Here is a 15,020-nt window from a genome sequence, read left to right on the forward strand (position 1 = left end):
TTGTCGGACTGGGCATCATGGGTTCCCCGATGGCGGGACACCTGATCGCGGCCGGTCACACCGTCTACCTCACCACGCTCGGCAATGTGCCCGAGGTACTCGTCAAGGCTGGCGGCAAGGCCGAGCCGAGCGCCGCCGACGTTGCCCGCAAGGCCGACATCATCATCACCATGGTGCCCGATACCCCGGATGTGGAGACCGTGCTGTTCGGTAAGAACGGCGTTGCCGAAGGCCTTTCCGCCGGCAAGCTCGTCATCGACATGAGCTCGATCTCGCCTGTCGAGACCAAGAAATTCGCCAAGCGCATCAACGAGCTCGGCTGCGACTATCTCGACGCGCCGGTCTCGGGCGGCGAGGTCGGCGCCAAGGCGGCCTCCCTCACCATCATGGTCGGCGGCCCCGAGGCGGCCTTCGAGCGCGCCAAGACTCTGTTCGAAACAATGGGCAAGAACATCACGCTCGTCGGCGGCAATGGCGACGGCCAGACCACCAAGGTCGCCAACCAGATCATCGTCGCCCTCAACATCGAGGCCGTCGGCGAGGCCCTGCTGTTCGCTTCGCGCGCCGGTGCTGACCCGGCCAAGGTGCGCGAGGCCCTGATGGGCGGCTTTGCCGCCTCCCGCATCCTGGAAGTGCATGGCGACCGCATGGTCAAGCGCACCTTCGATCCGGGCTTCCGCATCGCCCTGCACCAGAAGGACCTCAATCTCGCCCTCACCACGGCCCGCCAGCTCGGCCTTTCCCTGCCCAACACCGCCACGGCGCAGGAATTGTTCAATGCCTGCGTCTCGCATGGCGGCGCGGCCTGGGACCATTCCGGCCTGGTCCGGGCGCTGGAGATCATGGCCAATTACGAGATCGGCGCACCGGTCAAGGGTTGACGCCAGCACGCGCCGGCTCTCGACCGGCCGTCGCGTTGTCCCGCACCCTGTCCCCGCTCGGAGCGGACTGGGGACAGGGCGAGGGGCGGCGCGACACATAATAATTCGCATAAGCGTTTCTTCCTCTGAAAGGTTCGCCATGTCGGAGCGGGCATTGTTGACATCGATGTTCGAGGCGGCAGTGGCGGCGGCGACGCCTTCTGCCTGCATGCCGGCCTTCCTGCCACGGCCGCCGAAGGGACGGACCATCGTCGTCGGCGCCGGCAAGGCCGCTGCCGCCATGGCCAAGGCCCTGGAAGACACCTGGGACGGGCCGCTTCAGGGCGTGGTGGTGACGCGCTACGGCCATGCCGTGCCTTGCCAGCGCATCGCGGTGATCGAAGCCGCTCATCCCGTGCCGGATCTCAACGGCGTCAAGGCCGCCGCGCGCATGCTGGCCCTGGTGGAAGGGGCCGGGGAAGACGATCTCGTCATCGCCCTGATCTCGGGCGGCGGCTCGGCCCTGCTCAGCCTCCCGGCCGATGGGCTGCTGCTTTCCGACAAGCAGGCGATCAACAAGGCGCTGCTCAAATCGGGCGCACCGATCGACGAGATGAACTGCGTGCGCAAGCATCTGTCCGCCATCAAGGGCGGGCGGCTGGCCGCCTCCGCCTTTCCGGCCCGCGTCGTCAGCCTGGTGATTTCCGACGTGCCCGGCGACGATCTCGCTGCCATCGCCTCCGGCCCCACCGTGGCCGATCCCACCAGCTTTGCCGATGCCCGCGCCATCCTGGCGCGCTATGGCATAGACGGGCCAGCCCCGGTGATCGCGCATCTCGAGGCAGCGCTGGAAGAGACGCCCAAGCCCGGGGATCCGCGCCTGGCGCGCTGCGAGACCCATCTGATCGCTTCGCCCCAGCAGTCGCTGCTTGCCGCGGCGGCGGTTGCCCGCAAGGCCGGTATCACGCCGATCATCCTGGGCGATTCCCTGGAGGGCGAAGCCCGTGATGTCGGCATCGTCATGGCCGGCATCGCCCGCCAGGTCGTCCAGCACGGCCAGCCCGCCGCCGCACCCTGCGTGCTGATTTCGGGCGGCGAGACCACGGTCACCGTGCGCGGCAAGGGGCGGGGCGGGCGCAATGTCGAATATCTGCTCTCGCTCGCCGTCAAGCTCGGCGGACAGCGCGGCCTCCATGCCCTGGCCGGCGATACCGACGGTGTCGACGGCGCCGAGGAGGTGGCCGGTGCGATCATCGACCCGACAAGTCTTGCACGCGCACGCGCCGCCGGACTCGATCCGATCGCCAGCCTCGACAACAACGATGCCCATACCCTGTTTCAGGTCCTTGGCGACCAGATCGTCACCGGCCCGACCTTGACCAATGTCAATGATTTCAGGGCCGTTCTCGTGTTGTCCGAGGGAATGAAGCTGTAATGAGACCAGCCCTCGCGGCACCAGCCATCTCCGGTGGAGACCATGCCATGGTCCGGCTCGACGAGCTGGCGGCCTGTTCCGCCGACAAAGGTGCGCTGACGCGGCTTTACCTCACGCCGGAGCATGCCGAAGGAGCCTCCCCCGCCAGCGGGAGGCTCTTTGGATTCGTGGTGCTCTCCGTCCCGTTTCGCCGTTTTCGGCAGGGGCCGCGCCACGGTATAGCGGCCGCGGGGCGGGATTCTCTCTCGCCGATACAGGACGTAGCGCACCTGCCTTTTCCTGCGAAGTGCCGGCGTCGGCGCGCTTCCCGATAGTGCGGTGTTTCTTTTCCGCGCCGTATGCCGGAAATGGCGCGAATATCCCTTGCCGGCTTCGGCTGTCTGATCCACCCGTCTGGCAATTTCAATATGGAGCGCAGGAATCCTTCCCCAACGTCGTGGAAGCTGTCACCGCGCAGCGGCGACGGAAGGAGGAGAGTGGCGCCAACAGGTCGGAGGATGGCAAGATCGCGCGACTCGACCTCAACTCCACACGACCTCGCTGTGCCCGGCCACCCTCCCTGACGTCGGGGAGGGAGTCCTGCGCCCTATCCGCCCATGCTGCGATGTGTGGGTGCGGCAGCCGAAGCCAGGGACGAAACCTCGCGCGCCTTTCGCGAACCACGGGACGTGGGCATGCGGCAGCCTCTGGCGAGAAAGGCGGTTCCCGCCTTTGCCCGCTCTGCTTCGATCAACCCGTCGCCGAAGCGGATGGGCACGCCGACCGGATGCTCGGTGGCTCGGCGATAAGGACATTGGCCCAAGACAAAAAAGGCCCCGCAAGCGGGGCCATTGCACGTGTCGAGGGAAAAGGGGAAGGAACTGGCCCCGAGGCTGGCTCAGCGGACGGCGAGTTGGACGCCGGAACCCGTTTCAACAGGCTTGGTTTCGGCAGCTTTGGCTTCGGCGGACTTGCCGGCGTCGACTGGTGTACCCTGTGCCGCGGCCTTCTCGCTCTTGAGCACCCAGTCGCGCAGCACGCGGCGTTCGTCCAGGGTCATTTCGGTCACGTTGTTCGGCGGCATGGCGTGCGTCATCACCGATTGCACGAAGACTTCATGCTCGTTGCGGGCGATGTTGGTGGGCGAATCCAGGAGCACGCCCTTGGGCGGCATGTTGATGCCCTGATAGACCGGTGTCTCGGCGTGGCACATGGAGCAGCGGCTGGTGATGATGTCGTGCACCGGTCCCGGCACCGTGGCGGCGAGCGCGGTTTCGGTTGCCGCCGGCGCCTCGATGGCGCCGAGGTCGAAGGCATCGCGGAAGGCCGGCGAGCGGAAGGCGCTGATCCAGATGGCGCCGAAGATCAGGATGGCCGCAAGCGCCCAGGTCCACCACTTGTCGCCGCGTCCGGCATGGCGTTCGTTGTAGAACACGCGGATCAGCGCGCCGGCAACCAGGATCAGGCCGACCACCAGGAACGCGTAGGGGCTGGAATAGGTCAGCGGATAGTGGTTGGACAGCATCAGGAACAGCACGGGCAGCGTCAGGTAGTTGTTGTGCGAGGAACGCTGCTTGGCCGCCTTGCCGAGCGCCGGATCGGGCACCTGCCCGGCCTTGAGCGCGGCGATCACCTTGTGCTGGTTGGGGATGATGATGAAGAACACATTGGCCGACATCATCGTCGCCATCAGCGCGCCGGTATGGATGAAGGCGCCGCGGGCCGAGAACATCTGCTGGAAGAACCAGGCCATGAACACCACGAACACCAGGCCGATGCCGGCGAGCAGCGTCTCGTTCTTGCCGATCGGGGATTTGCACAGGAAGTCGTAGACCAGCCAGCCGGCGGCGAGGCCGCCAATGCCGACCACCAGGGCCACGGCTGGCGACAATACCCGCACGCTGGGATCGATCAGGAGCAGGCTGGATTGGGCGTAGTAGACCCACAGCAACAGGCAGAAGCCGGTCAGCCAGGTCGAGTAGGACTGCCATTTGTGCCAGGTCAGGTGCTCGGGCAGGAAGTCGGGCGCCACCAGATATTTCTGCACCTGGTAGAAGCCGCCACCATGGACTTCCCAGGCCTCGCCGCCTTGACCTGCGGGGATCTTCGGGGTGGGGCGCATGCTTGCGTCCAGATGCATGAAGTAGAACGAGGAGCCGATCCAGGCGATGCCGGTGATGACATGGGCCCAGCGCAACATCAGACTGCCCCATTCGTACAGGGTCATCAGCATAGGTTATTTTCTCCCATTTCCTTCCCTGCCCGGAAAGCGGCCCTTTACGACCGGCTTACACAAGGCATGATTATTTCCTACAGTCACGACAAGAACCGCCGGCCCGAAGAGCTGGCAAGCAAGAGTCTCGCCAGTTTGAGTGTCCTCGATCCGCATTCTATTCGTCGAATGAGGTCGAGAACGAAGAGTCGGCTCCGGCCGCAGGCAGCACGAGGGGGAGCATGATCAAGCACAAGCAGTCTTTTGCCGGGCGCTGCATCCGTTTCGATCAACGAACGGCAGTCGCCGCCGATCTGTCCTACGGAACCGCCCGCCATGCTTGAAAACTTCCGTTCCTTCGCCCGAGCCGTCGAAGCCGGCAGCTTCTCCGAAGCCGGCCGCCGCATGCGGGTTTCCGCCAATGTGATCAGCCAGCGCATCCAGGCGCTGGAAAACCACCTCGGCTGCCGGCTGTTCAATCGCACGACCCGCAATATGGGCCTGACCGAACAGGGCCGGATCTTCTACGACCACGTCATCGACGCCTTGCACACCATCGATATGGCCGAGGCCAATATCGGTGAGCTCGGTGCCATGCCGCTGGGGTCGATCCGGGTCGCCGCGCCGCTCGGCCTGGGGCGGCGCCTCGTCGGCCCGACCGCCGCGGCCTATCGCGACACCCATCCCCAGATCGACGTGCAATTGCGCCTGTCCGAGCGCCGCCTCGACATCATCGCCGAATCCTGCGACCTCGCTTTGCAATTCGTCACCTATGCCGACGGCTCGATGATCATGCGCAAGATCGCCGACGCCGAGCGTGTCCTGTGTGCCTCCCCCGCCTATGTCGAACGCGCCGGCATGCCGATGACGCCGGCCGATCTGGCGCGACACCAATGCCTGCTCCTGCGCTTTCCCGGCTCGCGCGAATTCCGCTGGTCCCTCAGCCAGGATGGCGAGGAAATCAGCGTTCCGATCAAGGGCTCGCTCGATGCCGACGACGGCGACGTGCTCACCGCCTGGGCGCTTGACGGGCGCGGCATCGTGCTCAAACCGGTCTACGAAATTGCCGATGCGCTTGCCCAAGGTCGTCTGGTTCCTGTTCTGACCGCCAATCCGCCACCGCCTGCCACGCTGGCCGTGCTCTATCCGACGCGAAATCTCGTGCCCCTCAAGGTGAAGGCTTTCGCCGACCTCTTGGTCGAGCGTGGCCGACGCTATCTCGCGACCGAACTCGCCCGGCTGGGGCCCTTGCCGTCCGGCCTGTCATCCTTGCAGGAGAATGAAGCCTGACACGCTCCATCAAGCCTCAGGACGGCCTGCAGCAGAAGAGTATTCTTTATCGAAACATCTTCACAAAATATTTGGAAATGCCGGGCCGCAAATTCGCTATCGTCTGGCGTGCGATTTGAAAACACGACGCGAATTGGGAACGACTCATACGTCCTTGCGAGCGACGCGAAGCAATCCAGAGCCGGAAGCGCGGCGCTCGGCTGCTTCGCGTCGCTCGCAAGGGCGATAGCGGTCAAACATCATCAGCAGGCGCAAGGCGCGGATCGCCAGAGCGCAGCCAAAGACAGGATCGGGTGAGGACGACATGGGAAGACTCTCCACGCATGTGCTCGACGTCTCCAGCGGCAAGCCCGCGCGAGGCGTGACCATCGAACTCCAGCGGCTGGATGCATCGGGCGGGCGGGTCACCGTGACCACGACGACGACGAACCAGGATGGCCGCACCGACCAGCCTTTGATGGTGGGCGATGCCTTCGTGCCCGGCGTCTATGAGCTCATCTTCCACGTCGGCGCCTATTTCCGCGGCCTCGGCGCCACCGGGGCCGGCGAATTCCTCGATGTCGTGCCTTTGCGCGTGACGCTCGCCGACAAGGACGGCCATTACCACGTGCCGCTGGTCTGTTCCCCCTTCAGCTATTCGACCTATCGGGGCTCGTGAGTGATGACCGCAACGACGCAAGGAACCTATGATCGCGACCTCATCGGCTATGCCGGCAAGCCCCCCCACGCGGCCTGGCCCGGCAAGGCGCGCGTCTGCCTGCAATTCGTGGTGAACTACGAGGAAGGCGGCGAGAACTGCATCCTGCACGGCGATGCGGCCTCGGAAGCCTTCCTGTCCGAGATCGTCGGCGCCCAGCCCTGGCCGGGCCAGCGTCACATGAACATGGAATCCATCTACGAATATGGCTCGCGTGTCGGTTTCTGGCGCCTGCACCGGATGTTCACCGAGCGCCAGATCCCCGTCACCGTCTTCGGCATCGCCAGCGCCATGCAGCGCCATCCCGGGGCCGTGGCCGCCATGGTCGAGGCTGGTTGGGAAATCGCCAGCCACGGCCTGAAATGGATCGACTATCGCGACTACACCAAGGAAGGCGAACGCGAGCATATCGAGGAAGCCATCCGCGTTCATACCGAGGTCACCGGTTCCAGGCCGCTCGGCTTCTATCAGGGCCGCACCTCGGCGCAGACGCTGCAATTGACCATGGAGGAGGGCGGCTTCCTCTATTCGGCCGATTCCTACGCCGATGAACTGCCCTATTGGGTCGAAGGGCCGCGCGGCCCGCAGCTGATCGTGCCCTATACGCTCGACGCCAACGACATGCGCTTCGCCACGCCCCAGGGCTTCAACAGCGGCGAGCAGTTCTTCGCCTATCTCAAGGACAGCTTCGACACGCTCTATGCCGAAGGCGGCGAGCAGCCGGCGATGATGTCGATCGGCCTGCATTGCCGTCTGGTCGGCCGTCCCGGCCGCGCCGCCGCACTCGCCCGCTTCCTCGATTACGCCCGCGGCCATGCCGAGGTCTGGTTCGCCACCCGCCTCGACATCGCCCGCCATTGGATCCGCCAGCATCCGCCGGAAGGCGGCTATGTGCCGACGCGCCTCAACCGCGCTCTGTTCGTCGAGCGTTTCGGCGGCGTGTTCGAGCATTCGCCCTGGGTGGCTGAGGGCGCCTATGACAAGGGGCTGACGCCGGCCGAGGATACGGCGGAGGGCCTGCATGCGGCGATGATGAAGGTGCTGAACTCGGCTTCCGACGAGGCCAAGCTCGCCTTGATCATGGCGCATCCCGACCTCGCGGGGAAACTGGCCCAGGCCAAGATGCTGACCGCCGAATCCTCCGCCGAGCAGGCCTCTGCCGGCCTCGATCGCCTCACGCCGGCCGAACTCAAGCAGTTCACCGAGCTAAACGATGCCTACAAGGCCCGGTTCGGCTTCCTGTTCATCATGGCGATCAAGGGACGCAGCAAGGCCGAGATCGTCGCCGCCTTCGAGCGGCGTCTGCAGCATGACCGGACCCAGGAATTCGCCGAGGCCGTCAAGCAGATCGGCGAGATCGCCCGCCTGCGCCTGACGGACATGCTGCCCGGCTGAGCGGCGGCAGTACGTGACACCACGTCCATGCCCTACCATCACGGGGAGGGTATGGCGACCTCCAGCCGCCTCAGGCTTCCAGGAAACGGCCGATATTGTTGAGGGGGCCGACTCCGTCGCAGATGATCTTGAGGATGGCGAGCATCGGGACGGCCAGGATCGCCCCCGGCGCGCCCCACAGCCAGAACCAGAAGATCAAGGCGAGGATGATCAGCACCGGGTTGAGGGTGAAGCGCTTGGCCAGCAGCATCGGCGTGACGATCTCGCCCTCGATCAGATGGATCACCAGATAGAGGCCGGCCGGCAGGGAGGCCGCCAGGATGGTGTCGAACTGCAGCAGGCCGGCAAAGGCGAACAGGGCGACCCCGAAGAAGGGCCCCATGATCGGCACGAAATTGAGGGCGAAGGCGACGACGCCCCACAGAACCGGGTCACCCAGGCCCGTGGCCCACATGGTCAGGGCAGTGGCCAGTCCCACCAGTGCGTTCATCACGGTGATCGTCGCCAGATAGATCGAGATGTTCTCCTCGATCTGCTGCGACAGCGTCACGACCTGCCGCTTGTCGCTGAAGCGAGGCAGAATTTCGACCATACGCCGCAGGAAGGTGTCGCCGGATACCAGCAGGAAATACAGGATCAGGATCGTCTCGAAGAAGCCGCTGGCGAAATGCTGCGTGCCACGGAAGGCCGCGCCGAGAATGTCGACATTGGCACCGCCGCCGGCGCCGATCTGCTGCATGAAGCTCTGGAAGGTCTGGATCGGCTGGTTGAGGAAGGACAGGCGCTCCTGCAGCCGCGGCAGGGCATCCGGCAGGCGGGTGGCCCATTCGGTGGCGGGGCCAGCGACGGCGGCCCCCAGCCCCACGAACAGGCCGAAGAACACGAAGATCATCAGGAGGGCCGCGATGCTGCGCGGCAGGCGGAAGCGCTCGAGCTGGCGCATGACCGGCTGGAACAGCAATTTCAATACGAAAGCGAGCACCAGGGGCAGAATGATGTCGGCGGCGACATAGGCGATCGTCAGGCTCGCCAGAACGAGCAGGCAGGCCTGGATGGCCGTCTGGGGCGAGACGCTGCTAGGCCCCTCGTCGAGCTCGACGGGGGCACCGGGCTGCACGGCGGGCTTGTCGGCGGAAAGGGAAGTGGTCTGGTCTTGCATGCATGCCCCTGCTGGTAGCCCGGATTCGTTGTTTTTCGTCGGGAGTGCCTCGTCGGCACGCCATGGTCAGGCCCAACACAATGGAAGGCCTGAGAGTTCCGGCCCGCATGAAACGGACGATGATCGGGCCAGGTTCCGGCGGAACCATCGCGCAAGCAGTGCGTTTCCCGCCTGCCAGGCCGGTGTCGGCCTGGCAGCCGGCGCTGCGGCGCCCGCCCGATGCGCCCGGCATTCAAGCCACCCGCCGGGCATCCGGACGCGTGTCGCCAAGTGGGTGTGACGAAGCATGAGGCAGTTTCCTTGACCTTGCGCGTTTCATGTGAAACCGGATTTGCGACGAAACCCAAATGCTTGCATCGGCCCATGTTGCAGTGCAGTGTGCCGCGGTGATGCGCGGTACCTCTCGCTGCTCGATGCACTGGTGGTCCGCAGGACGGCCGAACGGGAGACGATGGCATGACCCAGCTCTTCGGCACCCGGATCCGTGAAGGACATCCTCATCCGCGCGGTGCGATCTGGGACGGGGCCGGCACCAATTTCGCGCTGTTTTCGGCGCATGCCACCAAGGTCGAGGTCTGCTTGTTCGATCCGAGCGGTGTCGAGGAGCTCGAGCGCATCGAACTGCCGGAATTCACCGACGAGATCTGGCATGGCTACCTGCCCGATGTCAGCCCCGGCATGCTCTATGGCTATCGCGTACACGGCCCCTACGAGCCCGAGGCGGGGCACCGCTTCAATCCCAACAAGCTCCTGCTCGATCCCTATGCCCGCGCCCATGTCGGCGCGCTGACCTGGGATCCCGCCTTGTTCGGCTATACGCTCGGCGAGGGCGATCTCAGCTTCGATACGCGCGACAGCGCCCCCTTCATGCCCCGCTGCATGGTAGTGGATGCGCGTTTCGACTGGCCGGGCAACCGCTCGCTGGTGCCCTGGGACCAGACCATCATCTACGAGACTCACGTGAAGGGCTTCACCAAGCGCCATCCCGGGATCGCGCCAGCCTTGCAGGGCACCTATGCGGGCCTCGCCTCGATCCAGTCCCTCGAGCATATCCGCTCGCTCGGTGTCACCACGGTCGAGCTCCTGCCGGTGCATACCTTCGTCGACGACGATCACCTGCTCCAGCGCGGCCTGAGGAACTACTGGGGCTACAACTCCATCGGCTTCTTCGCGCCCGATCCGCGCTATGCCGCCGACCCCGCGGGCGTGCTGGCCGAATTCAAGCAGATGGTGGCACGTTTCCACGATGCAGGCCTCGAGGTCATCCTCGACGTCGTCTACAACCACACGGCGGAGGGCAACGAACTCGGTCCGACCCTGTCCTTCAAGGGAATCGACAATGCCTCCTATTACCGGCTGATGCCCGATCAACCGCGCTACTACATCAACGATACCGGCACTGGAAACACCCTGAATGTCAGCCATCCGCGCGTGATCCAGATGGTGACGGACAGCCTGCGCTACTGGGTGAACGAGATGCATGTCGACGGCTTCCGCTTCGACCTCGGCACCGTGCTGGCCCGCGAGGTCGATGGCTTCAATCCCGATAGCGGCTTCCTCAAGGCCGTCAGCCAGGATCCCGTGCTGGAGAATGTCAAGCTGATCGCCGAGCCCTGGGATGTCGGGCTCGGCGGCTACCAGGTCGGCGGTTTCACGCCGGGCTGGGCCGAGTGGAACGACGTCTATCGCGATACGGCGCGTGACTTCTGGCGGGGCGAGGCTCGGCCTGCGGCCCTGGCGCCGCGCCTGTGTGGCTCGCCGGACAAGTTCGACCACCGCGGTCGCAAGTCCTGGGCCTCGGTCAACTTCGTCACCGCCCATGACGGTTTTACGCTGCGCGACCTGGTCTCCTATAACGACCGCCATAACGAAGCCAATGGCGAGGACAATCGGGACGGCAGCTCCAACAACCGCTCCTGGAATTGCGGTGTCGAGGGGCCGAGCGAGGATGCTGCCGTCACGGACCTGCGCGAACGTCAGATGCGCAATTTCCTGGCGTTGCTGCTGCTCTCCCAGGGGACGCCGATGATCGTGGCCGGCGACGAGTTCGGCCGCAGTCAGCGGGGCAACAACAATGCCTACTGCCAGGACAACGAGATCAGCTGGCTCGATTGGCAGGCGGCGGAAGAGGGCAAGGCACTGACCGATTTCGTCCGCAGGCTGACGGCGCTCAGACGCAAATATCCCATTCTGCGGCGATCACGCTTTCTGATCGGCGAGCGTATCAACGAGGCGATCGACGTACGCGAGGCGACCTGGATCCATCGCAGCGGCGAGGAAATGACGCGGTCGCACTGGGACGATGCGGGGGAACCTGCCTGCTTCGGCCTGTTGCTGGATGGCCGGGCCCAGGCCAGCGGCATCCGCAAGCGCGGATCGGATGCCACGCTGCTCGTCCTGCTCAATGCCCATCACGAGACGATGAGTTTCACCATGCCTCCCTGCTATGACGGTTCGGCATGGAAACGCCTGGTCGCCACCGACGATCCGGGGCTGCCCGAAGCCGACATCGCCGTCGGCGAAGCCTATGCGCTTGCCGGCCGCTCGCTTGTCCTGTTCGAGCGCGTCGATTGAGCGCGCTCCTGTTTTCCCGGTCAGATCGTCTATAGTGGCTCGAGCGCCCCAGGCGCCTATTTCAGCAGTCAGTGATTCTCAGGTCCGGAAGCGGTTTCCGGCAGCAATTTCGATTTGAGTCCGAGATCAGAAGCATGGCCGATCACGACAAGAGGACCATTCTCGTCGTCGAAGACGAGGCAGTCATCCAGCTGCTCGTCGTCGACATCCTGAACGATCTCGGCTTTGCCACGCTCGAGGCCAAGGATGCCGATTCGGCCATTCCCCTGCTGGAGGGCACGCAAGGCATCGATCTGCTGATCACGGATATCGGGCTGCCGGGCATGAACGGCTGGGATCTGGCCCGGCGGGCACGCGAGGCGAGGCCGGCGCTGAAGGTGCTCTTCCTCACCGGCTATGAAGCCGCCGAACGGCAGGATCTCGAAATGGATGAGGGGCAGGACGTCATCGTCAAACCCTTCGAGACCGGCGAATTCGAGGCCAAGGTCAGGTCGATTCTGCCTGCAGGCTGAATCGGAACAAAGGCCGGCTTCGGGCGTTCGTTCCCCAGAGCAAACGAGCATTCCCTGTTGAATGCTCATTTGCCTCAACTCGTTGTTTCGACACGCCTTTGCGATGCCGATCCATCGCAGGACGTCCTGACGGAGCCTGAGGGGACAAGAGCCGTGAAACAGCAAGCCTTCGCCGAGCCAGCCATGCACAACGCGCCGGAGCATCGTACTAGCCCGCGCAAGCCGGTCCATGGCAGTCCCGGCGCCGAATCGGGAGGCGACGATGTCGACGGCGTCCCTCCGGTGACCGTGGTGCTGGTCGATGACGACAAGGATGTCCGGCTGATCACGGCCGATTTGCTCGAAGATGCCGGCTTCAGGGTGCTGCAGGCCGGCCGCGCCGAAGCCGCGCTCGACATCCTGGCCTCGAACGGGGATGCCCGGGTCTTGATCACCGATGTCCGCATGCCCGGGCCGATGAGCGGCTATGATCTTGCCTTGAAGGCCAGGGAACGCTGGCCCAGCCTGGAAATCATGTTCGTCTCCGGCTTTGGCTTGCCGGAGCGACGTCGGCTCTATTTCGACTGCCTCCTGGTCAGCAAGCCCTTCAATCCCGACGAATTCGTCAACCAGGTGCGCGGCCTGGCCGAGCGCGCGAACTGAGCGGCGGCAGAGTCAGGCCATGTCGGGTAATGCCCGCAGCCTCGGCACGCGGGACAGCAGGATGACCAGGAGCTGGACCAGGAAGCCGATGGCGGCTGCGCCCAGGCAGGCTGCTGCGCCGGCGTAAGCGGCGATGAAGGCGCCCGCCGCCGCCCCGACCGGCCTTGCCCCGAAGGTTGCGGTCATGACCAAGGCCGAGACGCGTCCCAGCATGGCGTTGGGTGTAATCGCCTGCCGGAGCGTGGTGGTGGTGATCGTCCACAGGATCGGCCCGGCGCCGAACAGGAAATAGCTGAATCCGGCAAGGATCGGCGAAGGGAACCATACCGTCCCCAGCATGAGGAGCGAGGCGCAGAAGCCGCCGAACGGCCCGAGCACGATCATGGTGCCGAAGGAGACGCGCCGAGCCAGTGCCGGGGCGATGCCGGCTCCGGCAATCATGCCGGCCCCATAGATGCCGAGGGTGACGCCGACTTCGAAAGCCGTCAGCCCAAGTATCTGTACGGCATAGGCGACATAGACGGCCTGGATGCAGAACCAGCCGATATTGAAGAAGACGGCGGTGAGAAGGATCGGCCTGAGCAGATCGTGGCGGATGACGAAGGCGGCGCCGTCCTTCAGATCGTGCAGGAGCTTGCGGCCGGCGCGAGCCGCCAATTCTTCCTTCGGCAGGCCGGCGAGCAGGAGCACGGCCCAGATCGAGAGGATGGTGGAGAGGACATAGGCGACGGGCGCCCCGGTCCAGCCGACGAGGGCGCCGCCGAGAGCCGGACCGCCGGCATAGGCGGCACTGCGCGCCAGTTCCAGCCAACGGTTGGCATCGGCAAGCCGGGTGCGCGGCACCAGCGTGGGGATCAGGGCCGGCGCGGCGACGCTGTAGCATACCGTGCCGATGGCACCGACGCAGCCGAGCAAAGCCAGCAGGGACAGGTTCATCTGGCCGAGGCCGAGCAGCAGGATGGTGAGCGCAAGGGAAAGTGTGCGCAACGCCTCCGACGCCACCATCAGCTTTCGCCGCGAAGCGCGATCGGCGATCAGGCCGGCCGGGATGGAGAGCAGGAGAAAGGGCAGGGTCTGGGCCGTCTGGAGCCAGCCTGTTTCGGCCGGGCCGGCGGCGAGCAGGATCACGGCCGCGAGGGGCGCGGCGGCCAGGGCGATCTGCTCGGAGAGTTGGGCAAGGAGATTCGACCAGCCGATGCGCCGGAAAGCCGGCGGCAGGCGGTCTCTTTCGGGCGTCTTCATGACAGATCTCGGCAGGGAAAGGATCGCCGAACAAAAGCCGACGGCGCGGGTGCCAGCCACCCGTTTCCTGTGCTTGCCGAAGAGGTCATGCTTATCGCGCCGCTCGTCGCTGGCGGGCATCGCTCCTTGCGTGGAACGCGGTTCAGGCCGGGCGCAGGCTGGCCCGTTTGTTGAAGAACAGTGCCTGGCTGATCGTGGCCTTCACGATTTCGGGCCGGAAGGGCTTGGTGATCAGGAAGGTCGGTTCCGGCTGCTGGCCGGTCAGCAGCCTTTCGGGATAGGCCGTGATGAAGATCACCGGCAGCTCCACGCTCGCCAGGATCTCGTTCACGGCTTTCAGGCCGGAGCTGCCGTCAGCGAGCTGAATGTCGGCGAGGATCAGGCCAGGTGAGTGTTTCGCCACCTGGGCGAGTGCCTGGGCATGGGTGCGTGCGATGCCGACGACACGGTGTCCGAGCTCTTCCACGATCGATTGCAGGTCGAGCGCGATGATTGGCTCGTCCTCGATGATCAGGATCTCGGTGGCGATCTGGCGGGCGACCTCCTCGGTGGCCTCGGCCACCAGGGTGATCACTTCCTTTTCGTCGACCCGCATGATGGTGGCTGCTTCTTCCGAGGAAAAGCCTTCCATCGTGGTCAGCAGGAAAGCCTGCCGCGAGCGCGGGGCCAGGCGTTCCAGGCGCTGCTCCGGCGAGATGCCCTCGACCTGCTTGGCCGGCTCCATGTTGAGCGCCAGCGAAGACCACAATCTCAGGAACACCTGATAGAGCGCGATGCGTGGCGGAAGGGCGCGCGGAAAGGAAGCGGGATCGGCAACCAGGGCCTCCAGCGTCTCGACCACATAGGCGTCGCCGCTGGCCTGGCTGCCGCTCAGGGCCCGGGAAAAACGCCTCAGATAAGGCAGTTGCGGCGCGATCTCGGCTGCGATCGACATTGACATGCTCCCAATCGGTCGCTCATGCGGCTCCGGCAGAGCACCACAGACGAATAGTTCCTGACAATGAATTTATTTCTTCGACAGAA

General features: G+C 65.0%; 13 protein-coding genes. 8 read left to right on the forward strand and 5 right to left on the reverse strand.

All coding sequences use genetic code 11. The annotated features are described in order from the left end of the window. Positions 1-881: 2-hydroxy-3-oxopropionate reductase (locus QM672_RS21115; RefSeq protein WP_415084913.1), on the forward strand; the 881-nt coding region annotated here is incomplete at its 5' end. 166 nt (positions 882-1,047) lie between these two features. Then, positions 1,048-2,295, forward strand: a complete 1,248-nt coding sequence (locus QM672_RS21120; RefSeq protein WP_415085000.1) for a glycerate kinase type-2 family protein — start codon at positions 1,048-1,050, stop codon at positions 2,293-2,295. A gap of 877 nt (positions 2,296-3,172) precedes the next feature. On the opposite strand, the gene QM672_RS21125 is transcribed toward QM672_RS21120, so the two are convergent. After that, positions 3,173-4,507, reverse strand: coding sequence for a urate hydroxylase PuuD (locus QM672_RS21125; protein WP_415084915.1), 1,335 nt, complete (start codon positions 4,505-4,507; stop codon positions 3,173-3,175). Positions 4,508-4,822: 315 nt separating this feature from the next. On the opposite strand from QM672_RS21125, the gene QM672_RS21130 reads away from it, so the two are divergent. After that, a complete protein-coding gene (locus QM672_RS21130) occupies positions 4,823-5,776 on the forward strand; it encodes a LysR family transcriptional regulator (protein ID WP_311934207.1) in 954 nt (317 codons plus the stop codon). Between the two features lie 144 nt (positions 5,777-5,920). On the opposite strand, the gene QM672_RS21135 is transcribed toward QM672_RS21130, so the two are convergent. Next, positions 5,921-6,082, reverse strand: a complete 162-nt coding sequence (locus QM672_RS21135; RefSeq protein WP_415084917.1) for a hypothetical protein — start codon at positions 6,080-6,082, stop codon at positions 5,921-5,923. Here QM672_RS21135 and uraH point away from each other — a divergent pair. Continuing rightward, positions 6,081-6,434 (forward strand): hydroxyisourate hydrolase, encoded by a 354-nt coding sequence (gene uraH / locus QM672_RS21140; protein WP_311934209.1) that lies wholly within the window; start codon positions 6,081-6,083, stop codon positions 6,432-6,434. The two genes, QM672_RS21135 and uraH, sit on opposite strands and share 2 nt — an antisense overlap. A gap of 3 nt (positions 6,435-6,437) precedes the next feature. Beyond that, positions 6,438-7,868 (forward strand): allantoinase PuuE, encoded by a 1,431-nt coding sequence (gene puuE, locus QM672_RS21145; RefSeq protein ID WP_415084920.1) that lies wholly within the window; start codon positions 6,438-6,440, stop codon positions 7,866-7,868. 70 nt (positions 7,869-7,938) lie between these two features. On the opposite strand, the gene QM672_RS21150 is transcribed toward puuE, so the two are convergent. Continuing rightward, a complete protein-coding gene (locus tag QM672_RS21150) occupies positions 7,939-9,027 on the reverse strand; it encodes an AI-2E family transporter (RefSeq protein ID WP_311934211.1) in 1,089 nt (362 codons plus the stop codon). A gap of 456 nt (positions 9,028-9,483) precedes the next feature. Between QM672_RS21150 and glgX the strand changes: the two genes are divergently transcribed. The 3 genes from glgX to QM672_RS21165 all read left to right on the forward strand — a co-directional run bounded on the left by glgX (position 9,484) and on the right by QM672_RS21165 (position 12,755). Then, positions 9,484-11,601, forward strand: a complete 2,118-nt coding sequence (glgX, locus tag QM672_RS21155; RefSeq protein WP_415084923.1) for a glycogen debranching protein GlgX — start codon at positions 9,484-9,486, stop codon at positions 11,599-11,601. A gap of 134 nt (positions 11,602-11,735) precedes the next feature. Continuing rightward, a complete protein-coding gene (locus tag QM672_RS21160) occupies positions 11,736-12,113 on the forward strand; it encodes a response regulator (RefSeq protein WP_311934213.1) in 378 nt (125 codons plus the stop codon). Positions 12,114-12,266: 153 nt separating this feature from the next. Next, a complete protein-coding gene (locus tag QM672_RS21165) occupies positions 12,267-12,755 on the forward strand; it encodes a response regulator (RefSeq protein ID WP_415084925.1) in 489 nt (162 codons plus the stop codon). 12 nt (positions 12,756-12,767) lie between these two features. Here the strand turns inward: QM672_RS21165 and QM672_RS21170 are convergent, their stop codons facing one another. Together QM672_RS21170 and QM672_RS21175 are read right to left on the reverse strand one after the other, a co-directional pair. Beyond that, positions 12,768-13,997 carry an MFS transporter gene (locus tag QM672_RS21170; protein WP_415084927.1) on the reverse strand — a complete coding sequence of 410 codons (1,230 nt, stop codon included), beginning with the start codon at positions 13,995-13,997 and terminating at the stop codon, positions 12,768-12,770. Between the two features lie 142 nt (positions 13,998-14,139). After that, a complete protein-coding gene (locus QM672_RS21175; protein WP_415084929.1) occupies positions 14,140-14,931 on the reverse strand; it encodes a response regulator in 792 nt (263 codons plus the stop codon). Between the last annotated feature and the right edge of the window lie 89 nt (positions 14,932-15,020).

This window comes from Labrys sp. (in: a-proteobacteria) (genome assembly GCF_047605565.1).
Taxonomy (GTDB): domain Bacteria; phylum Pseudomonadota; class Alphaproteobacteria; order Rhizobiales; family Labraceae; genus Labrys; species Labrys neptuniae.

Bases quoted from the DNA above. Each gene is read 5' to 3' on its own strand.
- QM672_RS21125 (WP_415084915.1), bottom strand. From the start codon at position 4,507: ATGCTGATGACCCTGTACGAATGGGGCAGTCTGATGTTGCGCTGGGCC.
- QM672_RS21150 (WP_311934211.1), bottom strand. From the start codon at position 9,027: ATGCAAGACCAGACCACTTCCCTTTCCGCCGACAAGCCCGCCGTGCAG.
- QM672_RS21170 (WP_415084927.1), bottom strand. From the start codon at position 13,997: ATGAAGACGCCCGAAAGAGACCGCCTGCCGCCGGCTTTCCGGCGCATC.
- QM672_RS21160 (WP_311934213.1), top strand. From the start codon at position 11,736: ATGGCCGATCACGACAAGAGGACCATTCTCGTCGTCGAAGACGAGGCA.
- QM672_RS21175 (WP_415084929.1), bottom strand. From the start codon at position 14,931: ATGTCGATCGCAGCCGAGATCGCGCCGCAACTGCCTTATCTGAGGCGT.
- uraH (WP_311934209.1), top strand. From the start codon at position 6,081: ATGGGAAGACTCTCCACGCATGTGCTCGACGTCTCCAGCGGCAAGCCC.
- QM672_RS21120 (WP_415085000.1), top strand. From the start codon at position 1,048: ATGTTCGAGGCGGCAGTGGCGGCGGCGACGCCTTCTGCCTGCATGCCG.
- puuE (WP_415084920.1), top strand. From the start codon at position 6,438: ATGACCGCAACGACGCAAGGAACCTATGATCGCGACCTCATCGGCTAT.
- glgX (WP_415084923.1), top strand. From the start codon at position 9,484: ATGACCCAGCTCTTCGGCACCCGGATCCGTGAAGGACATCCTCATCCG.
- QM672_RS21130 (WP_311934207.1), top strand. From the start codon at position 4,823: ATGCTTGAAAACTTCCGTTCCTTCGCCCGAGCCGTCGAAGCCGGCAGC.
- QM672_RS21135 (WP_415084917.1), bottom strand. From the start codon at position 6,082: ATGTCGTCCTCACCCGATCCTGTCTTTGGCTGCGCTCTGGCGATCCGC.